Annotated in this window: 23 protein-coding genes and 1 tRNA gene; 15 read left to right on the top strand and 9 right to left on the bottom strand. The window is 65.1% G+C overall.

The genetic code is table 11. The features are described 5' to 3' along the window. Nucleotides 1–66: 66 nt before the first annotated feature. From mobA to fdhD, 4 genes are all read left to right on the top strand, one after another. A complete protein-coding gene (gene mobA, locus WFP36_RS16100) occupies nt 67–609 on the top strand; it encodes a molybdenum cofactor guanylyltransferase (protein ID WP_336982007.1) in 543 nt (180 codons plus the stop codon). Continuing rightward, complete coding sequence (fdhF, locus tag WFP36_RS16095) at nt 599–3445, top strand: formate dehydrogenase subunit alpha (RefSeq protein WP_336982005.1); 2847 nt, start codon at nt 599–601, stop codon at nt 3443–3445. Before mobA ends, fdhF begins: the two co-directional genes overlap by 11 nt. Continuing rightward, the gene (locus WFP36_RS16090) at nt 3442–3669 is read left to right on the top strand and encodes a formate dehydrogenase subunit delta (protein ID WP_226796411.1); all 228 of its coding nucleotides are present in this window, start codon (nt 3442–3444) and stop codon (nt 3667–3669) included. Before fdhF ends, WFP36_RS16090 begins: the two co-directional genes overlap by 4 nt. A 115-nt stretch (nt 3670–3784) precedes the next feature. Then, nucleotides 3785–4555, top strand: a complete 771-nt coding sequence (fdhD, locus tag WFP36_RS16085) for a formate dehydrogenase accessory sulfurtransferase FdhD (RefSeq protein WP_336982002.1) — start codon at nt 3785–3787, stop codon at nt 4553–4555. Nucleotides 4556–4568: 13 nt separating this feature from the next. Here the strand turns inward: fdhD and WFP36_RS16080 are convergent, their stop codons facing one another. From WFP36_RS16080 to metX, 3 genes are read right to left on the bottom strand one after another with little or no spacing between them, the layout of a single operon-like run. After that, complete coding sequence (locus WFP36_RS16080; protein WP_336982000.1) at nt 4569–4898, bottom strand: hypothetical protein; 330 nt, start codon at nt 4896–4898, stop codon at nt 4569–4571. 32 nt (nt 4899–4930) lie between these two features. After that, a complete protein-coding gene (gene metW, locus WFP36_RS16075) occupies nt 4931–5521 on the bottom strand; it encodes a methionine biosynthesis protein MetW (RefSeq protein WP_336981999.1) in 591 nt (196 codons plus the stop codon). Next, nucleotides 5518–6621: a homoserine O-acetyltransferase MetX gene (metX, locus tag WFP36_RS16070; protein ID WP_336981998.1), complete on the bottom strand. Its 1104-nt coding sequence runs from the start codon at nt 6619–6621 to the stop codon at nt 5518–5520. Before metX ends, metW begins: the two co-directional genes overlap by 4 nt. Before the next feature lie 72 nt (nt 6622–6693). On the opposite strand from metX, the gene hisC reads away from it, so the two are divergent. Together hisC and WFP36_RS16060 are read left to right on the top strand one after the other, a co-directional pair. Further along, a complete protein-coding gene (hisC, locus tag WFP36_RS16065) occupies nt 6694–7824 on the top strand; it encodes a histidinol-phosphate transaminase (protein WP_336981996.1) in 1131 nt (376 codons plus the stop codon). Further along, on the top strand, nt 7821–8747 hold the full coding sequence (locus WFP36_RS16060; protein ID WP_336981994.1) for a prephenate/arogenate dehydrogenase family protein: 927 nt from the start codon (nt 7821–7823) through the stop codon (nt 8745–8747). Before hisC ends, WFP36_RS16060 begins: the two co-directional genes overlap by 4 nt. A 29-nt stretch (nt 8748–8776) precedes the next feature. Here WFP36_RS16060 and WFP36_RS16055 read toward each other — a convergent pair whose 3' ends face one another. Genes WFP36_RS16055 through ftsE form a run of 5 tightly spaced genes read right to left on the bottom strand, consistent with a single transcriptional unit; the run spans nt 8777 to nt 12912 of the window. After that, the gene (locus WFP36_RS16055; protein ID WP_336981993.1) at nt 8777–10063 is read right to left on the bottom strand and encodes an Nramp family divalent metal transporter; all 1287 of its coding nucleotides are present in this window, start codon (nt 10061–10063) and stop codon (nt 8777–8779) included. Then, nucleotides 10033–10716: a lysophospholipid acyltransferase family protein gene (locus WFP36_RS16050; RefSeq protein WP_336981991.1), complete on the bottom strand. Its 684-nt coding sequence runs from the start codon at nt 10714–10716 to the stop codon at nt 10033–10035. Before WFP36_RS16050 ends, WFP36_RS16055 begins: the two co-directional genes overlap by 31 nt. A gap of 5 nt (nt 10717–10721) precedes the next feature. Further along, a complete protein-coding gene (locus WFP36_RS16045) occupies nt 10722–11252 on the bottom strand; it encodes a YdcF family protein (protein ID WP_419716648.1) in 531 nt (176 codons plus the stop codon). Between the two features lie 11 nt (nt 11253–11263). Beyond that, the gene (locus tag WFP36_RS16040) at nt 11264–12175 is read right to left on the bottom strand and encodes a cell division protein FtsX (RefSeq protein ID WP_336981988.1); all 912 of its coding nucleotides are present in this window, start codon (nt 12173–12175) and stop codon (nt 11264–11266) included. Continuing rightward, nucleotides 12172–12912, bottom strand: coding sequence for a cell division ATP-binding protein FtsE (gene ftsE, locus WFP36_RS16035; RefSeq protein WP_336981987.1), 741 nt, complete (start codon nt 12910–12912; stop codon nt 12172–12174). The genes WFP36_RS16040 and ftsE overlap by 4 nt, the downstream gene beginning before the upstream one ends. Nucleotides 12913–13072: 160 nt before the next feature. Between ftsE and WFP36_RS16030 the strand changes: the two genes are divergently transcribed. The 8 genes from WFP36_RS16030 to WFP36_RS15995 all read left to right on the top strand — a co-directional run bounded on the left by WFP36_RS16030 (nt 13073) and on the right by WFP36_RS15995 (nt 21308). Further along, nucleotides 13073–13912, top strand: coding sequence for an MJ0042-type zinc finger domain-containing protein (locus WFP36_RS16030; protein ID WP_336981986.1), 840 nt, complete (start codon nt 13073–13075; stop codon nt 13910–13912). A gap of 129 nt (nt 13913–14041) precedes the next feature. Beyond that, nucleotides 14042–14128 (top strand) — tRNA-Leu (locus WFP36_RS16025). Between the two features lie 157 nt (nt 14129–14285). Beyond that, nucleotides 14286–14906: a CerR family C-terminal domain-containing protein gene (locus tag WFP36_RS16020; protein WP_336981984.1), complete on the top strand. Its 621-nt coding sequence runs from the start codon at nt 14286–14288 to the stop codon at nt 14904–14906. After that, nucleotides 14903–15892 carry an HlyD family efflux transporter periplasmic adaptor subunit gene (locus WFP36_RS16015; RefSeq protein WP_336981983.1) on the top strand — a complete coding sequence of 330 codons (990 nt, stop codon included), beginning with the start codon at nt 14903–14905 and terminating at the stop codon, nt 15890–15892. The genes WFP36_RS16020 and WFP36_RS16015 overlap by 4 nt, the downstream gene beginning before the upstream one ends. 20 nt (nt 15893–15912) lie before the next feature. Next, nucleotides 15913–17661, top strand: a complete 1749-nt coding sequence (locus WFP36_RS16010) for an ATP-binding cassette domain-containing protein (protein WP_336981981.1) — start codon at nt 15913–15915, stop codon at nt 17659–17661. Further along, on the top strand, nt 17658–18800 hold the full coding sequence (locus WFP36_RS16005) for an ABC transporter permease (protein WP_336981979.1): 1143 nt from the start codon (nt 17658–17660) through the stop codon (nt 18798–18800). Before WFP36_RS16010 ends, WFP36_RS16005 begins: the two co-directional genes overlap by 4 nt. Beyond that, the gene (locus WFP36_RS16000) at nt 18800–19891 is read left to right on the top strand and encodes an ABC transporter permease (RefSeq protein WP_336981978.1); all 1092 of its coding nucleotides are present in this window, start codon (nt 18800–18802) and stop codon (nt 19889–19891) included. Before WFP36_RS16005 ends, WFP36_RS16000 begins: the two co-directional genes overlap by 1 nt. 4 nt (nt 19892–19895) lie before the next feature. Then, entirely contained in the window at nt 19896–21308 is a 1413-nt protein-coding gene (locus WFP36_RS15995; protein WP_336981976.1) for an efflux transporter outer membrane subunit, read from the top strand. 141 nt (nt 21309–21449) lie between these two features. Here the strand turns inward: WFP36_RS15995 and WFP36_RS15990 are convergent, their stop codons facing one another. Then, nucleotides 21450–22826, bottom strand: coding sequence for a sugar transferase (locus WFP36_RS15990; RefSeq protein ID WP_336981975.1), 1377 nt, complete (start codon nt 22824–22826; stop codon nt 21450–21452). Nucleotides 22827–23412: 586 nt separating this feature from the next. Between WFP36_RS15990 and WFP36_RS15985 the strand changes: the two genes are divergently transcribed. Next, on the top strand, nt 23413–24303 hold the full coding sequence (locus WFP36_RS15985) for an MBL fold metallo-hydrolase (RefSeq protein WP_336981973.1): 891 nt from the start codon (nt 23413–23415) through the stop codon (nt 24301–24303). Nucleotides 24304–24307: the final 4 nt, after the last annotated feature.

Here is a 24307-nt window from a genome sequence, read left to right as displayed (position 1 = left end):
TAAAACTTACAAAGGATAATGCACGGAATCGGCGGCTTTACGAGGCCGCACGGGAGTTGGGCTGGAGTGATCCTCGGAGTGGTCTTGGCTGGCGGACAATCGAGCCGTTTCGGCAGCGACAAGGCGCTCGCCATGCTGGGCGGGCGTTCGCTGCTTAGCCGTTCGGTCGGCACGCTGGGCACCTGGTGCGACGATGTGATCATCGCCGGACGTCAGGCCGGGCCTGAAACAGGCACCACGCGCTGCATTCCGGACTGGCCCGCGCCGGGCATGGGCCCGCTGGGCGGAGTGGCCGCAGGGCTGCGTCACGCGAACGAGAACGGGTTCGACAGCGTGATGACCTGCAGCGTCGACAGTTTCGACCTGCCTGCTGACCTGCCCGAGTTGCTGGCAAGCCCGCCCTCCTTCCTGGGCGACCAGCCGGTTATCGGGCACTGGCCCGCGAATGCGGCCGCGGCGGTGGAAACCATTCTGGCCGGCGATAGTAAGCATTCGATGAGGGAATTTGCCGAGGCAATCGGCGCCATCAACGTGAAAAGCGGCGCAAAGCCTGCTAATATCAATACACCTGCGGATCTTGCCGCAGCGGAGAAGCGCAATGGGATATGAACGCCAAGCCGATTTCGGCACCCCCGAAGTCAAGTCCGACGAGCAGGTAACCCTGACGATCGACGGCCGCGAAGTCACCGTGCCTGCCGGCACGACCGTTATGCGCGCGGCGGCGGAATGCGGCGGCTCGATCCCCAAACTCTGCGCGACCGACAGCCTCAACCAGTTCGGTTCCTGCCGTCTGTGCCTCGTCGAGATCGAAGGCGCGCGCGGCACCCCGGCCAGCTGCACCACGCCGGTCGGCCCGGGCATGGTGGTCCACACCCAGACCCCGCGCCTTGAAAAGCTGCGCAAGGGCGTGATGGAGCTGTATATCTCCGATCACCCGCTGGACTGCCTCACCTGCTCGGCCAACAACGATTGCGAGCTGCAGGATCAGGCAGCCAATGTCGGCCTGCGCGACGTGCGTTACGGCTATCAGGGCGAAAACCACATGGGGCAGGACGTCGATACGTCTAACCCCTATTTCGACTTCTCGCCCGACAAGTGCATCGTCTGCAGCCGCTGCGTGCGTGCTTGCGGTGAAACGCAGGGCACTTTCGCGTTGACGGTCGATGGCCGCGGTTTCGCTTCCAAGATCAGCGCCGGCCAGACTGGAGACGATTTCCTCTCTTCCGAATGCGTCAGCTGCGGCGCCTGCGTGCAGGCATGCCCCACCAGCGCGCTGATGGAGAAGAGCGTCAAGGAACTCGGCAAGCCGGAACGCGCCGTCGTCACTACCTGCGCCTATTGCGGCGTGGGCTGCACCTTCCGCGCGGAAATGAAGGGCGAACAGCTCGTCCGCATGGTGCCGTGGAAGGACGGCAAGGCCAATCGCGGCCATAGCTGCGTAAAGGGCCGCTTCGCCTGGGGTTATGCCAACCACCAGGACCGTATCCTGAAGCCGATGATCCGCGATTCGATCGATCAGCCCTGGCAGGAAGTCAGTTGGGAAGAAGCGCTGAGCTTCACCGCCGCCAAGATCAAGTCGATCAAGGAAACCTATGGCGCCCGCGCGCTGGGCGGTATCACTTCCAGCCGCTGCACCAATGAGGAAACCTTCCTCGTCCAGAAGCTGATCCGTGGCGGGTTCGGTTCGAACAACGTCGATACCTGCGCCCGCGTGTGCCACTCGCCCACGGGCTTCGGCCTGTCGCAGGCCTTCGGCACCAGCGCCGGCACGCAGGACTTCGATTCCGTGATGGATTCCGACGTGATCCTGCTGATCGGTGCCAATCCGACTGACGGGCACCCCGTGTTCGCCAGCCGCATGAAGCGCCGCCTGCGTCAGGGCGCGAAGCTGATCGTGATCGATCCGCGCCGGATCGACCTCGTCCGTTCGCCCCACATCAATGCGCAGCACCACCTGCCGCTGCAGCCCGGCACCAATGTGGCCGTGCTGACCAGCATCGCCCATGTGATCGTGACCGAAGGTCTCGCCGACGAAGCCTTCATCCGCGAACGCTGCGACTGGGACGAATATCAGGACTGGGCGCGTTTCGTTTCGGACGAAAAGCACAGCCCCGAATATCTCGAAGCCGTGACCAAGGTTCCGGCCGAAACCGTGCGCCAGGCTGCGCGCCTTTACGCCACGGGCGGCAATGGCGCGATCTATTACGGTCTGGGCGTGACCGAGCACAGCCAGGGTTCGTCCACCGTCATGGCCATCGCCAACCTCGCCATGGTGACCGGCAATATCGGCCGCCGCGGCGTGGGCGTAAACCCGCTGCGCGGCCAGAACAACGTGCAGGGTTCGTGCGACATGGGCTCGTTCCCGCATGAGCTTTCAGGCTATCGCCACCTGTCCGACAGCGCGACCCGCCAGCTGTTCGAAAAGGACTGGGGCGTCAGCCTCGATCCGGAACCGGGCCTGCGCATCCCGAACATGCTCGATGCTGCCGTGGATGGCACCTTCCGCGCGATCTACATTCAGGGCGAAGATATTCTCCAGTCCGACCCGGACACGCATCACGTGGCCGCCGGCCTTGCCGCGATGGATCTGGTGATCGTGCACGACCTGTTCCTGAACGAGACCGCGAATTACGCCACCGTGTTCCTGCCGGGTTCGACCTTCCTCGAGAAGGACGGTACCTTCACCAATGCCGAACGCCGCATTCAGCCGGTGCGCAAGGTGATGGAACCGGCCAATGGCTATGCCGACTGGGAAATCACCCAGATGCTGGCCAATGCCATCGGCTGCGACTGGAACTACAGCCACCCGAGCGAAATCCTCGACGAAATCGCCCGCCTGACGCCGACCTTCACCGGCGTTTCGTGGGAACGTCTGGAACGCGAAGGTTCGCTGCAGTGGCCGGTGAACGAGAAGTTCCCGGACGGTTCGCCGATCATGCATGTCGACGGCTTCGTGCGCGGCAAGGGCAAGTTCGTGGTGACCGAATACGTCCCCACCGACGAACGCACCGGCCCGCGCTTCCCGCTGCTGCTGACCACTGGCCGTATCCTCAGCCAGTACAATGTCGGCGCGCAGACCCGCCGCACCGAGAACGTCGTGTGGCATCATGAGGACGTGCTGGAAATGCACCCGACCGATGCCGAAAATCGCGGCCTTGCCGATGGCTCGTGGGCTCGCCTTGCCAGCCGCACCGGCGAAACCACCCTGCGCGTGGTGGTGACTGATCGCGTGGCGCCCGGCGTTGTCTACACCACCTTCCACCACCCCGCGACGCAGGCCAACGTCGTGACCACCGACTATTCGGACTGGGCAACCAACTGCCCCGAATACAAGGTGACCGCGGTACAGGTGACGCCGTCCAACGGCCCCTCCGAATGGCAGGAAGAATATTCCGAACTGAGCGAGCGTTCGCGCCGCATCGCCCATGTGGAGCCCGCAGAATGAGCAGCACCCAGGAAAAGCTCCGCCGCATGGCGGACCAGATCGCCACCAATCTTCAGGCCCGTGGCCATGAGGAAGCAGTGGCCGCCACTGCCGAACATATCTGGAAGTTCTGGGACCCGCGCATGAAGGCGGGGATTTTCGCGGACGATCTTTCCGTGCTGACCCCGATCGCACGCGAGGCGATCGAAAAGCTCAAGGCCGACGCTCAGCAGAGCGCGGCCTGACGCTGGCCACTCGGCGTCATTGCGAGGGACCGTAGGTTCCGAAGCAATCCAGGGCCCATCGCGTTACGCTTTGGATTGCTTCGCTTTGCTCGCAATGACGAGGTAAGAGGCGATCATGACGTCCCCTGTCGAAATCAGTCGTTCCGGCGAACGCCGCGATGCCCCGCGCCAATGGGTGCCGGAAGTTCCGGTGGCGCTGGAATTCAACGGCCTGGCCTATGCCGTGATGATGGCCAGCCCCGCCGATCTTGAGGATTTCGCCCTCGGCTTCGCCCTCACCGAAGGACTGGCGAAGAAGCCCTCCGACCTGTCCGACATTGATGTCGTGGAAGTGGAAAAGGGCTGGATCGTTCGTGGTAGCCTTACAGGGCTCGGCATCGAACAACTCACCGAACGCGTCCGCGCGCGCGTGGCGGAAAGCTCCTGCGGGCTATGCGGGATCGAAAATCTCGATGCCGTGGCCAAGCCCCTGCCGAAAGTGCCCGCTCACGCCGCGCTCGATCCGCAGGCGATCTTCCGCGCGCTGGGGACCTTGCGAGATTTCCAGACGCTCGGGCGGGCGACCGGTGCGGCCCATGCCGCCGCCTTCGTTACAAAGGACGGCACGATCCTCCACGCGCGCGAGGATGTCGGGCGGCATAATGCGATGGACAAGCTGATCGGCGCGCTGGCCAGGGCGGGGCAGAACCCGGCGGATGGCTTCATCCTTTCCACCGCGCGCTGTTCCTACGAAATCGTGGAGAAGGCCGTGCGAGCCGGGGCAACCCGCCTCGTCACCATCTCGCTGCCCACCGGAATGGCCGTGGACCGCGCCACCGCCGCCGGGCTGAGCCTGTGGTGTCTGGCGCGCGATGACAGCGTGCTGGCAGTCAACGTCCCGGCCTGACGAGCCGCGCCGCTTACCCCAGCAGGAAGCGCTGCACCACTTCACCGCTTTCATTGGCGAATGCGCGAAATTCCTCATCCGTCGCGGCACGCAGGCTGACGACGTCCTCGTCACAGATCTGCGAAATATCCGCATCGACCTGTTCCGTCGTCATCCCGCAGGCGGCGCCAGCTTCCAGTGCACGTTCGCGACAGGCCTGGAACACTGCGGCAAGGCCTTGCCGGTGTTCTTCGCCACTATCGAGGGAGCGCGCCACGTTGAGGAATACGGCCCTGCGCGTCGCCTCGCGCGCAGCTTCGTAGCTTTTCCCGGCGCTCTGGGCGCCTGCGATATTTCCGGACATTTCCTATCTCTCCCCGCTGCGTTCCGCCGTACTCACCGGCTCAGCTGGAACACCGCATGTTCGGCCCACCAGTTCGCGCCGGTGGAACCCACTTCCCGGTCATGGGTGAAGAACCAGCAGCCCTGGGTCTTCACGCCCTTCTCCACCAGCAAGGCGCGGAAATCCGCGATCGTCAGATGATGGATATTTTCCGTCTCGTACCAGCTGACCGGCAAGTGCGGCGTCACCGGCATCCGCCCGTTCACCAGCAGCGAAAGGCGCATGCGCCAATAGGCGAAATTGGGGAAGCTGACGAAGGCCTGCCGCCCCACGCGCAGCAACTGGTCCAGCATCAGGTCCGGCCGTTCCGACGTCTGCAGGGTCTGGCTCAGGATCGCGTAATCGAACGCCCCATCGGGATATTCGGCCAGATCGCGATTGGCATCGCCCTGAATCACCGACAGCCCCTTGCTGACGCAGAGTTCAACCTTCTCCGGGCTGAGTTCCAACCCGCGCGCATCCACACCCCGCCCATCCCGCAGGGCGGCCATCAGCGTGCCATCGCCGCAACCGACATCCAGCACGCGCGCACCGGCGGGAATGTGCCGGGCGATCACTTCGAGGTCGGGACGCAGGGTACTCATTCGAGGAAGCCCTTGATCACGCGGTCCTGCGCGGGAACGTCCAGCAGGAAGCTGTCATGCCCATAGGGCGCGGAAAGCTCCACGAAGCTGACCGGCGCGGCCACGGCATTGAGCGCATGGACGATGTTGCGCGATTCGGCAGTGGGATAGAGCCAGTCCGTATCGAAGCTGATCAGGCAGAAGCGCGCGCTGGTGCGGGCAAAGGCATCGGCCAGCCTGCCGCCATGCTCTTCCGCCAGATCGAAATAATCCATCGCGCGGGTGATATAGAGATAAGAATTCGCATCGAACCGGTTGGTGAAGCTGATGCCCTGATAGCGCAGATAGCTTTCCACCTGGAAATCCGCATCGAAGCCGAAGCTCTTGGAATCCCGGTCCTGCAGGCGCCGTCCGAATTTGTCGGTCAGCCCCGCTTCGGAAAGATAGGTGATATGCGCCGCCATGCGCGCCACGGCGAGGCCAGCATCGGGCGCGCGGCCCGTGGCGTAATAGGCGCCGCCCTGCCAGTTGGGATCGGCCATGATCGCCTGGCGCCCGACCTCGTGGAAGGCGATGTTCTGCGCGGAATGGCGCGCGGTAGTGGCGATAGCCAGCACTCGCTGCGTTCGCTCGCCGAAATTGGCCGCGAAGCTGAGCGCCTGCATCCCGCCCATCGATCCGCCGACCACGGCATGGAGGCATTCGATCCCCAGCGCATCGAGCAGCGCGACCTGCGCGCGCACCATGTCGCGAATGGTGATGACGGGAAAGCGCATGCCGAAGGGCTGGCCATCGGGCGCGAGGCTGGCCGGGCCGGTCGAGCCCATGCAACTGCCGATGACATTGGCGCAGATCACGTGGAACCGGTCCGTATCGATCGGCTTGCCCGGCCCCACCGTGCGCGACCACCAGCCCGGCTTGCCGGTGATGGGGTGCGGATTGGCGACATATTGGTCGCCCGTCAGCGCGTGGCAGATCAGGATCGCATTGCCCTTGTCCGCCGCCAGCTCGCCATAGGTCTCGTAAGCGACCTCCACTCCGTCGAGCGCCAGTCCGCTATCCAGCGGCAAGGCGTCGGGCAGGGTAAGCGTGGCACTGGTGTAGGTCAGGATCGTTGCCATTGCGCCAAGCGACTTGGGGGACGCCAAGCGGGCTGTCAATTGCGCGCGAACACAGCTATGCGCCCGCGGGTTATGTCCGAACAGAAGATCAGCCCCGAGCAGCCCGCAAAAGCCCCCGTGCCCAAGCCGTGGATCGCCGCGATCCATGCCTATGTGCCCGGCAAGGCGCGCAGTGCGGACGGGCGCGAGCTGATCAAGCTTTCCGCCAATGAAAACCCGCTCGGCACCAGCCCGGCGGCTCTGGAAGCGCGCAGGAACGCCCCGCTGCCCGATCGCTATCCCGATCCGGATTCGGTTGCCCTGCGCGAGGCGCTGGGTGCGCTGAACGGCATTCCGGCCGAACGCATCGTCTGCGGCACCGGGTCGGACGAACTGTTGAACCTCGCCGCCCAGGCCTATGCCGGGGTGGGGGACGAAGTGCTTTATGTTCGCTACGGCTTTTCGGTCTACGACATTGCCGCCCGCCGTTGCGGCGCGACCCCGGTGGTGGCGCCCGATCTCGATTACGGCACCGATGTGGAAGCGCTGCTGGCACTGGTGAACGAGAAGACGCGCGTCGTCTTCCTCGCCAATCCGAACAACCCCACCGGCAGTTACCTGCCCAAGGGCGAGATTGCGCGGCTGCATGCGGCCCTGCCGGCGGATGTGCTGTTCGTGGTCGATCAGGCCTATGCCGAATATCTGACGCCGGAAGACGATGATGGCGCGCTGGCGCTGGCTGCATCCGCGCCCAACGTGCTGGTCACGCGGACCTTCTCCAAGATTTACGGCCTTGCGGGGGACCGGGTGGGCTGGGGCACTGGCTCGGTCGAAGTCGTCTCCATGCTCAACCGCATTCGCGGGCCGTTCAACCTTTCCGGGGTGGCGCAAGCCGCGGCCATCGCCGCGTTGGCCGATCAGGATTTCGTCGAACACTCGCGCCAGCACAATCTGTCCGAACGCGCCCGTTTCGTGTCCGTGTTGGAATCTCTCGGCAATCACGGCCTGCGCCCGCTGCCGAGCAAGGCCAATTTCGTGCTGACCCTGTTCGAGGGCAAGCTGACTGCCCAAATGGCGCATGATGGGCTGGCCGAGCGCGGCTATGCCACGCGCTGGCTGCCGGGGCAGGGCCTGCCGCAGGGCCTGCGCATCACCATCGGCACAACCGAACAGATGACCGAGATCGCGGCGATCCTGCGCGAACTGGCGGAAGCCGCACGATGAGCCCGGCGCCTGCCCCCTTCGGCACGGTCGCCATCATCGGACTTGGCCTGATCGGCGGCTCGATCGGGCTGGCGGTGCGCGACCATATTCCCGGAACGCGCACGACCGGTTTCGATGCCGACCCGGCAGTGCGCCAGCGCGCCACCGAACGGGCCCTGACCGACGTAGTCTGCGACACCGCCGAAGAGGCAGTGCGCGATGCCGATCTGGTGATCTTCTGCGTGCCGGTGGGTGCAATTGCCGATGTCGCGCGCGACATGGCCCCCTATATCGCGCCGGGCGCGGTGATCAGCGATGTCGGCTCTTCCAAGCAGACCATCGCCGCCGCGCTGAGCGAGGCCTTTCCCGCCAATCCGGTCGTGCCCGCACACCCCGTGGCAGGCACGGAGCACAGCGGGCCCGATGCCGGTTTCGCGACATTGTTTCAGCAGCGCTGGTGCATCATCACGCCTCCCGAAGGGGCCGACGCTGCCAGTGTCGCGCGCCTCGTCTTCTTCTGGGAAGCTCTGGGCGCGATGGTGGAGACCATGGACCCCAAGCACCACGATCTGGTGCTGGCGGTGACAAGCCACATCCCGCACCTGATCGCCTACACCATCGTCGGCACTGCCTCCGATCTGGAAGACGTGACCCGCAGCGAAGTGATCAAATATTCGGCCGGGGGCTTCCGCGATTTCACGCGCATCGCCGCATCGGACCCGACCATGTGGCGCGACGTGTTCCTGAACAATCGCGACGCGGTGCTGGTGATGCTGCAGCGCTTCCTCGACGATCTTTCGACCATGCAGGACGCGATCCGCGACGGCGACGGGGATGCCCTGTTCGAGCTGTTCACCCGCACTCGCGCCATCCGCCGCTCCATTGTGGCGCTGGGGCAGGACGATGCCCGGCCCGATTTCGGGCGCAAGGATCATCAGGGCTGAACCGGGTCGCCTGACCCGGCGCTTGCCGGTCAGGAAAGCAGGAATACCCCGGCGATCACCCACATCACTGCGGTGGACAGCCATCCGGCCGCCGCCAGCCGCCCCCTGACCGCCAGCTTGCCCATCACCTTGCGGTTGCCGGCGATCAGCATCGTCACCACCATCAGCGGCGGGGCGAGCAGGCCATTGACCACAGCCGCAAGGTACAGCGCGCGCATCGGGTCAATCGAGAGGAAATTGAGCGCCACGCCGCCCAGTGTGGCCGCCGCGATAGCCCCGTAGAAAGCCTTTGCCTCACGCGGCTTGCGGTCCAGCCCCTCTACCCAGCCGAAGGCCTCGCTGAGCGCATAGGCCGCGCTTCCCGCCAGAATGGGGACCGCAAGCAGACCGGTACCGATAATGCCGATCGCGAACAGGGCAAAGGTCAGATCTCCTGCAATCGGTCGCAGTGCCTCGGCCGCTTGCGCCGCGCTTTCGATATCCCGCACGCCATGGGCGTGGAGCGTCGCGGCAGTGGCGATGATGATGAACAATGCCACGATATGCGAAAAGCCCATGCCCACCAGCGTGTCGGTGCGAATGCGCCGCAGCTCGCGCCTGGCGCGGCTGCTGGGCGAAACATGCAGCGGCTTGATGTGGCGCCGGTGCTGTTCTTCCACTTCCTGCCCTGCCTGCCAGAAGAACAGGTAAGGGCTGATAGTGGTGCCGAACACCGCCACCAGCGCCATCGCATGTTCCCGATCGAACTGGAATTGCGGGATCAGCGTGCCCCGCACTGCCTCATCCAACGGCACATCGGCCACGAACACCACGCCGACATAGGCAAACAGCGAAAGCGTGGTCCATTTGAGGATGCGGGCATAACGATCATAGCTGAGGAACACTTCCAGCAGCACGCTCAGCACGCCGAAAGTCGCCGTATAGGCAAGGGCCGGGCCGGGGAGGATCAGCGCCAATGCGGCCCCCATGGCGCCCAGATCCGCGCCCAGGTTGATGATGTTCGCCAGCAGGAGCAGCAGCACCGCGCCCTGCAGCAGGGGCAGCGGGTAATGGCGCCGCAGGTTCTGGGCGATCCCGCGCCCGGTCGTGGCGCCGATCCGCGCGCAGATCGCCTGAATCGCGGCGAGCAGCGGAAAGCCGAAGAACATCGTCCAGGCCATGCCATAGCCGAACTGCGCCCCGACCTGGCTGTACGTGCCGATACCGCTGGGATCGTCATCGGCCGCGCCGGTGACCAGACCCGGCCCAAGCACTTCGAGCAGCGAGGGATCGTCCTCGGGCGGCTTCACGGATTGAGTATGTTGATCGCCGTGCATACCCGTTCTTCCACTTCCTCGCGCGGGAGGCCGGGGGGAATCGCTTCGCCAAAGCGCAAGGTGATAGTGCCGGGGCGCTTCCACACGCGGTGATAAAGCGGGCCGCTATTCACGGCCACTGGCACCACCGGTAGCCCCACCACCTTGTAGATTCCGGCAAAGCCCGCGCGCAGCGGCGCCCGCACACCATGCGGCACGCGCGTGCCTTCGGGAAAGATCGCCAGCGAGCGGCCGGTCGCCACCTGTCGCTTTGCTTCGAAAAGCATGAAACGCAGGGCCTTGGCACCCTGATCGCGGGCGACGGGCACTCCGCCATAGGCCCGCGCGGCCCTGCCCCACAGGGGAATGCGAAACAGTTCCTCCTTCGCGAAGGGCGCTGGCCGGTGGAGCGAACGGGCGATGTCGATCGCCTCGAAAAAGCTCTCATGCTTGAAGGCATAGAGTGCCGGTCCTTCTGGTCGCGGCCCTTCTTCCACCACGCGGATGCCGAGCAGGGTTTCCACGCACCAGCGATGGAACGCGCTCCATGCATCGGGCACTGCCTGGGAATATCGCGGCCCCAACGCGGCGGCGATTACCGCGGAGACGACAAAGCCCACGCTCAGGCCATAGAACACCAGATAGAATGCCAGGCTGCGCAGCACGTTTCCCATAACGATTACCAGGGCAGCAGGCGTGCCAGGAAGGCCGCGATCAGCTTGTGATATTCAAGGAACAGGATGCGCAGCGACGGCTTGGAACGGACGGCGTCTTCCACGATCGTCACATCGCCCGGCATCTCCGAGGACAGTTCCAGCTCGGCGCGGCGCATGTGCCAGTCGGTAGTGACCAGCCGCAGCGAGGATACGTTGCGTTCGCCTACCCACGCCGCCGTTTCGGCCGCATTGCCCCTGGTATCGAGCGCGGCGAAGCCCAGCGTGATGCAGCAATCCATCAGCTTCTGATCGACATCATATTCGGCCGCGAATTCGCGCGGCTTCACATTGCCGTCCACGCCGCTGACCAGCAATTGCTGCGCCTGTCCGCGCCGCAGCATCTCCAACCCGCGCGCGATCCGCCCCTCTCCTCCGGTGGGAACGACGATGGCGTCCGTCTTCTCGTCGCCTGCCGGGCCCGGCAGGAATACTGCGAACCAGAAGAAGCCCAGGGCCCACACGATAAAGATTGCGCCAAGCGCGCGGCGGATCACTTGCCCAAACCTCACAGCATCTTCCTGAGCGCCGCGAGCACGGTGAGCCGCGCGGTGAACATGGCGATCAATACTCCGGCAAGCGGGATTGCCGCAATCGCCAACCAGTCGGGCAAGCCAAGTCCGCCGCCAGCGATCATGCCGGAACCGAGCGCGGCGAATTGCCGCCCGAGCAGCAACACCGCGGAAATGCCGAAGCCCAGCCCCACTGCACCGCCCAGCAGCGCATCGATCCCGATAGAGCGCTGGAAGATTCGCGCGATCTGTGCATCCGTGCCGCCCAGCAGATGCACGATCTCGATCGTCGCGCGATTGGAACCCAGCGCGCTGCGCGAGGCGAGCCACACCGCGGCCGCGCTCGTTCCCGCCAGCAGCACCACCAGCCCCACTGCCAGCCATTGCAGCGAAGCGATGGCCGCGAAGACCGGGGCCAACCAGCTCGATTGCGCGTCGACCCGAGCCGCGGGGGCCTTGTCCTTCAGGATAGCGCGCAGCCGCTTGAGTTTGGCATCCGTAACCGGCCCGTCGAGCCGCACGTCGATCAGCGCGGGCACCGGTACTGCCTCGCCTGCTCCGTGACCGGTCTCGCCGCCGATATCCTCGCCCAGCCAGGGCTCGATCAGCTCGCGCAATTCGCTGTCCGCCACGCGGCCGACAGTCTCCACCCCATCGACATTGGCCAGCAGGGAAACCGCCAGTTCGGCCTGCCGCCCACGCTCTTCGGCATCGGCTTCCACGATCTGCACCGTCAGCCCGCCCGAAAGCTCCGCCTTTGCCGCCTGCGCAAGATTGCTCAGCGCGAGGCCACCCGCCGCTGCGATGGTCGTGAGCGCCACCATGATCGCGATCACCCACGGCATCGGCCCGGTAAGCCGGGCCTGCGGGACTAGTTGTGCCTTGCGTTCCCTCCCGAACGGAATCACGGCAAATCCTCCTCCAGTCGGGCGAAGGGCCGCCGGGGTGGATAGCGCAAGGCGCCGGTGGGATCGCTCAGCCGCCCCTTGTCGAGCCGCATGATCAGCGATTCCGGCACTTTCTTCAGCAGATGCAGATCGTGAGTGGCCACCACCACGGTGGTGCCCAGGCGATTGAGCGCCTCGAACAAGCGCAGCAATTTAAGCGCAAGGTCGGGATCGACGTTGCCGGTCGGTTCGTCGGCCACCAGCATGTCCGGCCGGCCGATAACGGCGCGGGCAATGGCCACGCGCTGCTGTTCCCCGCCCGAAAGCGTTGCCGGGCGCGCATCGGCACGGTCGGCCAGTCCCACCCATTCGAGCATGTCGGCCACCGGCTTCACCAGATCGCTCTCCCGCACGCCCGAAACGCGCAGGGGCAGGGCGACATTGTCGAAGGCGGAAAGGTGCTGCACCAGGCGGAAATCCTGGAACACCACGCCCAGACGGCGGCGGAAAGCGGGCAATTTCCGGCGCGGCAGGGTAATCACATCGGTGCCGAACATCCGGATCGCCCCGCGCGAGGGGCGCTGCGCCAGATAGAGCAGCTTGAGCAGCGAAGTCTTGCCAGCGCCGCTTGCCCCGGTGAGGAAATAGAAGCTGCCTGGATAGAGCGTGAAGGAAATGTCGCTCAGCACTTCCTTGCCGGCGCCATAGCGCAGCCCGACATTGTCGAACTGGACGATATCCCCCTCAGGCATGCTCATGCCCGGGGCAGATCCGCAACCGGTGGCGGGACAAGGTTAATTTCGGCCATGCGTTCCGGCTATAGCGGGTGATCGGTGTGGAAAAAAGCCACACCCGGGCTCCACGCACAGGTGGGACTCTTGATAGTGATTCGTGCATGTGCCTTAAGCTCATTCCACGATGATCATCGCCTGCCCAGCATGTGCGACGCGCTATGTGGTCCCCGATAGCGCGATCGGCCTAGAAGGCCGTACCGTACGGTGCGCCAAGTGCCGCCATAGCTGGTTCCAGGAAGGGCCGGCCGGCGTGCCCGCGCCTGCGGCCCCGGTCGCCCGCCCCGCGCCGCCGCCGTCTCCCACTCCACCGCCGCAGCAGGTGCCCGCACGCGATCCCGATGCGCGGCCCGGTTTTTCCGCCTTCACCGCGCCTGAACCGGCTCCGCAGCCTGAACCGGCCCCGGTGGCAGAGCCTCCACCGCCACCGCAGGCAATCGCAGGGGAGCATATGCCGCCCCCGGCTGCGGTCGCCGAGCCGGAGGACTACGAGGAAGAGACCTATTCCCGGTTCGAACACGAACCGCCGTTCCGCCCGCGCCGCAACGTGCTGCGCCTGTGGACCTATGCCGCGGCCATCTTCGCGCTGTTCGCGATGGGCGCGGTGTTCGCGGTCAGCTATTGGGGCCTGCCCGACTGGGTGCCGATCAGCCGCCCGATGTTCGGCCTGGGCCAGAGCGACCTGGTGCTGGACTTCCCCCCGGACAAGCAGGAACGGCGCCAGTTGGCCAATGGCACCGAATATTTCGGCGCCAGCGGCACAGTGACCAATGTCGGCAAGGTCACGCACAAGATTCCGCCGATCCGGATCGTGCTGCGCGACGCGCGCGACCGTATCGTCTACGATTGGGAAGTCGCGCCGCCGCAGCGCACGCTGGCCCCGGGCGAAAGCGTGACGATCAACGAAGCGGCGACCGATGTGCCCAAGGCCGCGAAATTCGCGGAAATCGGCTGGAAGCCCAACTGAGGACCGCCTGCGCCCTGATAAAAGGCATCGGAGCGAAAAATAGTCATGCCAGCGCGCTTGCAGGGGTGAAATCGCTTTGCTAAGGGCCCGCTCCTACCCCGCGAGGGCCAGCTGGCCCTTGTCGATTTTGCGGTCGTGGCGGAACTGGTAGACGCGCAACGTTGAGGTCGTTGTGGGCGAAAGCCCGTGGAAGTTCGAGTCTTCTCGACCGCACCAATCACTCAGAAGCAGACACCGATTTTCGCCTTCGGGCGCCCCGCGCCCATGGAATGGCGCAGGCCTGCTTCGTTCACCGAACGATCAAATCCGAGAAATCGCGTGGCGACCTGTGTCGACGATTGATTCGTTCATTCGAACGAATTATGCCCGTCGCATGGTTCAGGAACGTCTCCTCAACACAGCGATCGATCGTTTCGGCAGGCTCGGCTTCGATGGTGCCAGCACGCGCGATATCGCGCGCGCTTCCGATACGGCGATGTCTTCGATCACCTATCATTTCGGCGGCAAGGAAGGCCTCTATCTTGCCTGCGCCGACCATATCGCCTGCCAGATACGCAATCGGCAGACCGCCGCCCTGGCCCTTGCGGTCGACGTGGACAGCCTGAGTCCGGACGAGGCGCTGGAGCGCATCCTGCAAGCGATGGACAGCGTGGCCATCATGATGCTGCACGATGATTCGGCCGCATGGTCCCGCTTCGTGGTGCGCGAGCAGCTGGAGCCGACCGAGGCGTTCGAGCGGCTCTATCGCGGCGTTATGAAAGACCTGCTCGAAGGCATCGAGGCCCTGCTCGGGCGCATCCGCCCGGGGCTGGAGCCCCGCCAGCTGCGCGCGCTCGGCCTGATGATCTTCGGCCAGGCGCTGGTCATGCGTGCGGCGCGGGCCACTGTGTGCAAGGCGCTGGAAGTGGGCGAACTCGGCCCCGACGAAGGCACGATGCTGCGCGCCCAGCTTCGCCGCAATACGATCGCCATCCTCACCGGAGGGACAGAATGAACAGGAAGCGTCTCATTCCCATCCTCGCCGCGGCAGCCCTGCTGATCGCAGCCATTGTCACTAACGGCTTCGGCCTGGTCGGAAAGGGCGATGGCGGCGAACTGACCCTCTACGGCAATGTCGACATACGCGAAGTGGACATGGCCTTCCGTGTCGGCGGGCGCATTTCCGCTATCGACGTGGATGAAGGCGACAAGGTGGAGCCGGGCCAGATGCTCGCCCTGATCGACCCCGCACCGCTCGACAGCAGGCTCGCCGAATCGGATGCGATGATCGCACAGGCTCGCGCCCAGCTGGCCGAGCTGATGAACGGCAGCCGCGCGCAGGATATCGGGCAGGCCCGCGCCCGCGTGGATGCCGCGCAGGCCGCCCTGCGCAAGGCCCAGCAGGATGTCGACCGGCGCCAGTCGCTGGTCGAACCGGGCGCGATCAGCCGCGATGTCTGGCAGGCGACCCTGGCCCAGCGCGATCAGGCGCAGGCTCAACTCAGCGAGGCGCAACAGGCGCTCTCCAAGCTCAATCAGGGGGCGCGCGTCGAACAGATCGACGCAGCCAAGGCCCAGCTCAAGAGCGCGATGGCAGCACGCGGCAGCCTGATGGTGGACCGGGGCGACACTGCCCTGCGCGCCGCCACCGCCGGAACCGTCGTCACTCGCGCGCAGGAACCGGGCGCGATCGTCCAGCCGGGGCAGACAGTGCTGACCCTTTCCATCGACCGACCGCTGCGCGTGCGCGCCTATGTGGCGGAGAGCGACCTTTCCCGCGTCGCGCCGGGGATGAAGGTGAAGGTCAAGGCCGACGGTAACGACAAGACCTATAGCGGGACGATCGGCTTCATTTCGCCCCGCGCCGAATTCACGCCCAAGACAGTGCAGACCGAAGATTTGCGTACGGACCTGGTCTATCGCATGCGCATCATCGTGTCCGACCCCGATGACCGGCTGCGCCAGGGCCAGCCGGTGACTGTTACGGTGACCGGCAAGTAAGGCCGCAGGAGCCCCCGGCCATGCCCCCCGAAATGCCCCATCCGGCCGAGGCGACAGGCCTTGTGAAACGCTTCAAGGGCATGTCCGCGCCCGCGCTGGCGGGCGTTTCCATGCGAGTGGAAGCAGGCAAGATCACTGGGCTGGTGGGGCCGGACGGCGCGGGCAAGACCACGCTGATCCGCCTGCTTGCCGGGCTGCTCCACCCCGATGAAGGCGAAGTGGCGATCCTTGGCCAGCCGCCGGCGGCAATGCTCGACCAGCTGGGCTACATGCCCCAGCGCTTCGGGCTTTATGAAGATCTGACGGTTCTGGAGAACCTCAATCTCTATGCCGAGCTGCGCGCCCTGCCGAAGGAGGAGCACGAGGAGACTTTCGCCCGGCTGCTGGACTTCACGGACCTCGCCCGTTTTCAGGACCGGCTGGCCGGCAAGCTCTCCGGGGGCATGAAGCAGAAGCTGGGCCTTGCCTGCACGCTGGTGCGCACGCCCCGGCTGATGCTGCTGGACGAGCCGGGCGTGGGCGTCGATCCCATTTCCCGCCGCGAGTTATGGGCGATGGTCGAACAGCTGACCGATCAGGGCATCGGCATCTTGTGGTCCACTGCCTATCTCGACGAGGCGGAGAAGTGCGACCGGGTCTATCTGCTCAATGAGGGCCAGCTGCTGTTCGACGGACTGCCGGGCGAACTGACCGGCCGCGCGCAAGGCCGGGTGATCCAGGTATCGGGCTTCGAACCGCGCCGCCGCCGCTTTCTCACCCAGACACTCGACCGGCCGGATATCATGGACGGCACGATCCAGGGCCGCTCCGTCCGCCTGCTGGTGCGCGGCAGCCATCCGGTGCCCGCTCCGGCATCCTTCGATGCGGGGCCCGGCACAAGGATCGCACAGGCCCCGCCCCGTTTCGAGGACGGGTTCATCGAAATTCTCGGCGGCGGCCCCAAGGGCACCAGCGCGCTGGCGGAAAATTACCGCACGATCGAACGGGGCGAAAACCATGCGATCGAGGCTGTGGGCCTGACCAAGCGCTTCGGCGCATTCACGGCCGCCCAATCGATGGATTTCGCCATTCCGCAGGGGCAGATCTACGGGCTGCTCGGGCCCAACGGCGCGGGCAAGTCAACCACCTTCAAGATGCTGTGCGGATTGCTGACCCCCAGCGAAGGGCATGGCGCAGTGGCGGGCAACGATCTGCGCCACTCCGCTGCCGAGGCACGCGCCTCGCTGGGTTACATGGCGCAGAAATTCTCGCTCTACGGCGATCTCAGCGTCGGACAGAATCTCGATTTCTTCGCCGGCGCCTACAATTTGTCCCGCGCCGAGGCGCGACGGGCGAAAGAGGCTATGATCGAGATCTTCGACCTCGCCGACAAGCTCAACATGAATTCGGGCGCCCTGCCGCTGGGCTTCAAGCAGCGCCTCGCGCTTGCCTGCGCGGTGATGCATCAGCCGCCCGTGCTGTTCCTCGACGAGCCGACATCGGGCGTCGATCCCGTCACCCGCCGCATGTTCTGGACGCATATCAACGGCCTCGTCGAAAAGGGTGTGACCGTGCTCGTCACCACTCATTTCATGGACGAGGCCGAATATTGCGACGACGTCTCGCTGATCTATCGCGCCACGCAGATCGCCACCGGCACGCCCGATGCGCTGAAGGCCAAGGCGGCTGCACTTACCGGTTCGGCCGACCCGACGATGGAAGACGCCTTCATCGCCCTGATCGAGGCGAGCGATCTTGAGCGGGAAGCGAACGAGAGGGACGCGGCATGAGCAGCCCGTCCGGCCCCATCCGCTTCGACATGCGCCGCCTCAAGGCGATGATGGTGAAGGAGCTGGCGCAGATCGTACGCGATCCGTCCACTTTCCTCATCGCGCTGGCCATGCCGCTGCTGCTGCTGTTCCTGTTCGGCTATGCCGTGTCGCTCGATACGCAGGGCACGAAAGTGGCAGTGGTGATGGAGGATTCCAGCGCCCCGGCACTTGCCCTTGCGAGCAGTTACGAAGCCTCGCCCTATTTCTCGGTCACTCACCTGCGCAATCGGGAGCAGGCGCGGCGCATGATGATCGGCGACGAGATCGGCGGGATGATCGTGATCCCGCAGGATTTCGGCAAGGCCGTGCATGACGGGCGCCTGCCCGAAATCCAGATCGTGACTGACGGATCGCAGCCCAACACGGCCATCTTCGTCGCCAGCCAGGCACAGGGCGTGTTCCAGACATGGGCCGCGAATGAAGGCCTGCCCGGCGTGATCGCCAAGGCCCCGCAGATCGAGCTTTCGGCCCGCTTCTGGTACAATCCGGGGCTGAAGAGCCGCTATTTCCTCGTCCCCGGCGCCATTGCCATCGTGATGACCATGATCGGCACACTGCTGACCGCGCTGGTGGTGGCGCGGGAATGGGAACGCGGCACGATGGAGGCGATCCTCGCCACGCCGGTGAGCATGGCCGAATTCATCGCCAGCAAGATCCTGCCCTATTACCTGCTCGCGCTTGCTTCGATGACCCTGTGCACGGTGATCGGGGTAACGATGTTCGGCCTGCCTTTCCGCGGATCGCTGCTGGCACTCTACCTGATCGCCTCGGCCTTCCTGATGCCCGCGCTGGGCCTCGGCCTGTTCATCTCCTCCGCCACCAAGAACCAGTTCGTCGCGAGCCAGATCGCGCTGCTCTCCTCCTTCCTGCCGACCTTCCTGCTCTCGGGCTTCATTTACGAGATCGGCTCGATGCCGGTATGGATTCAGGCGATCACTTATGCGGTGCCTGCCCGCTATCTGATCCCCTCGCTGCAGACCCTGTTCCTCACCGGAGACATCTGGCCGCATTTTCTGCCCAATATCGCGGTGATGCTGGGCTTCGGCTTCCTGTTCTTCTTCCTCTCCTTCCGCGTGACGCGAAGGAGCCTGGACTGATGCAGCGTCTCAAGGCCTCGATCGTCAAGGAAATCTGGTCGCTGCTGCGCGATCCCAAGGCGCGCATCATTCTGGTGCTGCCGCCGCTCATCCAGCTGTTCATCTTCACTTTCGCCACCACGCTGGACGTGAAGAATGTGGACCTGGCCGTGCTCGACCGATCCGGCGGCACCCATGCAGCCGAACTGGTGCAGCGCATTTCCGGCAGCCCGAATTTCCGCGACATCCTCTATCTGCGCTCCTCCGAAGATTTGCACCGCGCGATCGACAACCAGCAGGTGATCGCCGCATTGGTGATCGAGGAAGGGTTCGACCGTGCGCTGGACAAGGGCCAGCCCACCCGCGTGGGGCTGGTGCTGGACGGGCGGCGCTCCAACGCGGCGCAGATCGTGGCGGGCTATGTCTCGCGCATCACGGCGGAAATGGATGCCGAGGCGATGCCGCAGATGCAGGGCGGCGCGCAGGTGACCAACTGGTTCAACCCCACGCTGGACTTCATCTGGTTCACCCTGCCTGCGCTGATCGTGATCATCGTGTCGATTGCCGGCCTTGCCATCACCAGCCAGACCGTGGCGCGGGAACGCGAATTGGGGACGTTCGACCAACTGCTCGTCAGCCCCTTGCGCGTGCATGAGATCGTGATCGGCAAGATCGTCCCGCCTTTCCTGGTGGGGGCAGTGAACGGCACGCTCTATCTCTTCGTGGCGCAGGCGGTGTTCGGCGTGCCCTTCACCGGGTCCTACCTGCTGTTCTTTATCTCGCTGGCGGTCTATCTGCTGGCGCTGATCGGGGTGGGGCTGTTCGTCTCGTCCCTGTCGATGACCCAGCAGCAGAGCTTCCTCGGCAGCTTCGTGGCGACTACGCCGCTGATGTTGCTGTCAGGCTATGCCAGCCCCATCGCCAATATGCCGGAATGGCTGCAAACCGTCACTTACATCAATCCGGCGCGCTATTTCCTGATCATCGTGCAGGGCCTGTTTCTCAAGGGCATGCCTGCTGCCGACGTGCTGCACCAGCTCTGGCCGCTGGTGCTGATCGCGCTCGTCACCCTGTCGGCCTCGGCCTGGCTGTTCCGGTCGCGAATGGAGTAATCCGATGCGTTTTCGCCTTCTCCTCCCGCTCCCCTTGCTTGCACTCGCGGCCTGTACCGTCGGCCCCGATTACGAGCGGCCGCAGACCGCCATGGCCGGCGACTGGCTGGAGCCTGCCTCCACCGCGCCGGTCAGCGCGGCATGGTGGGAACAGTTCGGCGATCCGCAGCTGACCGCGCTGGTGGAACGCGCCCTCGCCTCCAGCCCCGATATCCGCCAGGCCACCGCCCGCATTGCCGAAGCGCGCGCCATGCGCGAGGCGGCGCAGGGCGGGCGGATGCCGCAAGTGAGCATGACGCGCGACACCACGCTCAACCGCATCAGCGAAAACGGGCAGATTCCGGTGGGCAACATTCCCGGCTTCGATCCGGAATTCCCGCTGATCGACAGCGGCTTCGACGCCAGCTGGGAAATGGACACCTGGGGCCGCGCCACGCGCGAGGTGGAGCGCGCCCGCGCGGTGGAGAATGCCGCCGAGTGGGCCCGGCGCGACGCGGTCGTCTCGCTCACGGCCGAGATTGCGCGCACCTATGTCGATTTCCGCCTTGCCCAGGAACAGCTCGCCACTGCGCGGGCGGAGCAGGAGGCAAACCGCGCTCTGGCCGAACTGACCGCCCTGCGCGCGAAGGCGGGCGAAGGCTCGCGGCTGGAGGCAGAGCAGGCCACGGCCGAGCGGGAAGCCCGTTCGGCAGCCGTCGCCCAGGCGGAGGCGGATGTCTCGGGCGCGGCCTATCGCCTTGCCGCGCTGGTCGGCAGCCCGCCGGAACAAGTCGTGCCGGAATTGCTGGCGAGCAGCGGCAGTGTGCCCGCCGCGCCCGACGCGGTGGCCAGCGGCATCCGGTCCGACCTGCTGGAGCGGCGGCCCGACATTCGCCGTGCGGAAATGGACCTTGCCGCCACCACTGCCGGGATCGGCGTGGCCAAGGCGGACCTCTATCCGCGCTTCACCATGCAGGGCAGCATCGGGTTGCAGGCGCAATCGCTGGGCGATCTCGTGACCGGGGAGAGCCTGCGCTACATGGCGGGCGGGTTCTTCCGCTGGCCGATCTTCAATTTCGGCCGCATCCGCGCCCAGATTCGCGCAGCGGACGCAAAGGCGGACGGCGCGGCGGCAGCCTATGAAGCCGCGATCGTGAAGGCCCTGTCCGAAAGCGAAGGCGCCGCCAATCGCTTTGCCGCCTCGGCCCGCTCCGGCGCCAATGCCGCCACGGCGCTGCAGCGCGAGCAGGAGGCGTGGAACCTTGCCCGCCTGCTTTACGACAAGGGCGAGACCAGTCGCCTGCAACTGGAACAAGCCCGCCTCCGTTTCGCCCAGGCCGAACGGCAGGACGCCCAGGCCCGCGCCGCCAAGTCAGCCGCGGCCATCGCCCTGTACAAGGCGCTGGGCGGCGCGTGGCAGGGCGAACCGGCGGAATAGGGTTCCCCATTCGTCATCCCGGGCTTGACCCGGGATCGCTGTGATCTGGGTGCTTCGTGGCCAGCGGTCCCGGGTCAAGTCCGGGAGGACGAGATATAGCGCGGAGGGAAAACACCACGCCCCCCTTCGTCATCCCAACACTCAATAGGCGTTGCGGTGGACCAATACCTGGAAGGTCTTGCAGATGATCTGCAGATCGGTGAGCAGCGACCAGTTGGCGACATATTCGAGATCGGCAAACAGGCGCTGTTCGAGATCGCCGCGTTTGTGAGTCGCGCCGCGCAGCCCGCGCACCTGCGCAAGGCCGGTCAGGCCCGGCTTGATCGAGTGGCGATACCAGTAACGCTCGTCGATATCCCAGAACAGCAGCTGTTCCGCTCGTGAGCCTGCGGCATGGGGCCGGGGGCCGACGATGCTCATCTGGCCGAGCAGCACGTTGAACAGCTGTGGCAGTTCATCGAGGCTGGTATTGCGCAGCAGGGCGCCTAGCCGGGTGATCCGGTGATCGCCGCGCGCGGTGGAAACGTCTCCCCGATGGTCCGTATGTTCGGCCCGCATGGTGCGGAACTTCCAGATCCTGAAATGGCGGTTGCCCAGTCCGATCCGCTCCTGCCCGAACAGAACCGGGCCGGGGCTGTCCAGTTTCACCGCGATGGCGACCAGCCCCAGCAGCGGCAGGCACAGGACCAGCGCGACAGCGGCGACCACGCGGTCGAACAGGTTCTTCATCAGCCGCTGGTGCCAGCGCAGCGGACCGTTGGCGAGCACCAGGCTCACCTCGCCATTGCGATAGCGGATATCGAGCGGCATCAGCTCGGTCAGTTCGGGCATCACGATCTCCGACCGGATGTCCACGCATTTGAGCGCGCGCGACCATGCCTCGCGCCGTTCGGCCGAACAATGCACCACCACGCGGTCCATCCCGCGCGCCAGCGATCCCAGGCGGGCGACCATTTCCGGCCGCGCGAGATTGGGTACCAGCCCCGCTTCGGCTGCGCGAATCGCGCCCGCGCCCCGCTCTGCCCGCATGGGCACATCGTCATAGATGCACAAATCGGCAAAGGGCTTGGGCCCCAGCAGATGCAGGGCGCGCCGGGCGATGGCATAACGCGCAGCAATGCCTAGCACGAGGCAGATCAGCAGCGACTGGACTACCTGCAGGCGCGAAACATGCGCGCCCAGCTTGGTGGCGAACAGCGCGAAGAAGAAGATCGCCGCGGTGATCCCGAAGGCGATTGCCGCGCTGCGGATGCTGACCCCGGCCCGATGCGCGACGGAGGGATTATGGGCCCCCGTGTGCAAGGCGGCCAGGAAATAGACCGGGAAAACCGCCGCCAGCGCGGTTCCGGCAATGGCCGGATCGAGCGTGGCGCCATAGGCCAGCTGGCTGAGGAGGACGGCGGCGAAGCAGGCGAAAATGTCGGCCGCAACGAGGGCCAGCGCCATGAGCCGGCGGTTGAACCGGGTCTTGCGCAGCTTTTCCAGCCGAACCTCGAGTTCGGCGATGGGATGCTGCACGGCGCCATCGGCAAAAGCACCCCGGGTTCCCGGAACACCCCAGCCATCCAACACGGAATGGTCACCTGTGGCAACATCCGGCGTCAAAGCCGGGAAGTGTACTACCGGGCCAAAGTCCCCTTCTCGGGCAGTCGTATCATACCCATCCATGGTTCGTCGGCTCTTCGCTGCGCTGCACCATCAACTGATGCGTGATGCACTGGCTATCATTCGAGAGGGTTACGCAAGAACGCAAATTAGATGTTTACCCTCTTTTACGGGATGAACGGAGTTGGCCACTTGCGCCCGGGGAAGGCCCTAACCGAAATTAACTATATGACTTTGATGAAATTTTTTTGAAAACTGACTTGATCGAGCCCCAGTCCCCAAACCGATGCGTTGACACAATCGGACAAGAAATCCCCCTCCAAGCGAATAATTCGCCTGCTCATCACCGCCGCGTCGCCCCATCACGGATTCTGCCGCGCGCCGTGGGGATTTTTGCGTTTGCAGCATTGTCCTATTCCCCTTCGCCGCCCGATGCGAATGGTCTAAGCAAGGCCGCCACAAGCCGAAAAAACAGGCGTTGGGAATTGGGAGAAACAGGATGCCGCCGATCAAGCTGGGCAACATCACCGTGCACAAGGTCCACGAAATGGACAGCCCGGTTCCCTTGCTGAGCCAGCTGCCCGGCACCACCCGGGAAGACCTGACCCGCCTGATGCGCTGGTACGACCAGCCGGACGAGATCTGCGCCGATCCCGAAGCCGCGCTGATGACCTTTTCGGTCCATAGCTGGGTGATCGAGGTGGATGGCCTGACTATCCTGGTCGACACGTGCTGCGGCAATCACAAGAACCGCGCCCTACCAGAGGTCCACCAGCTCGATACGCGCTACCTTGAAAATCTGCGCGCCGCCGGGTTCGAGCCGGGCGACATCGATCTGGTGATGTGCACTCATCTCCATTTCGACCATGTCGGCTGGAACACGCGGCTGGAAAACGGCAAGTGGGTGCCGACCTTCCGGAACGCCCGCTATCTCTTCAGCCGGAAGGACTTCGAATATTTCCAGCAAAACCCGCAGGGCGAGGAACTGCATAATGCGGCGTTCCTCGATTCCATCGTGCCGGTGATGGAGGCGGGCATGGGCGAGATCGTGGACGAGGACAGGGTGATCCACCGCGAGATCGGCAACGGCATCTGGCTGGAGCCCGCCTTCGGCCATTCCCCCGGCTGCTGCACGATCAATGCCCAGAACGGCGGGGCGCCGGGCATCTTCTGGGGCGACGTGATCCACCATCCGGTCCAGCTGATCCGGCATGACCTGCCCTTCGCCTTCGACATGGATGCACCGGCCGCCAGCCGCACGCGCAAGGCGGTGATGGAACGCGTGGCCGACACGGACACGATCTGCTTCCCGGCCCATTTCCGCCGTTCCTCGGCCGGAAAGGTGAAGCGCGACGGCGATGTCTTCCGCTATGAGTTCCTCGGCGACTGAGGCG

The organism is Fulverythrobacter fulvus, from assembly GCF_037154085.1.
GTDB lineage: Bacteria > Pseudomonadota > Alphaproteobacteria > Sphingomonadales > Sphingomonadaceae > Andeanibacterium > Andeanibacterium fulvum.
This window is presented reverse-complemented; position numbering and strand designations above follow the sequence as displayed.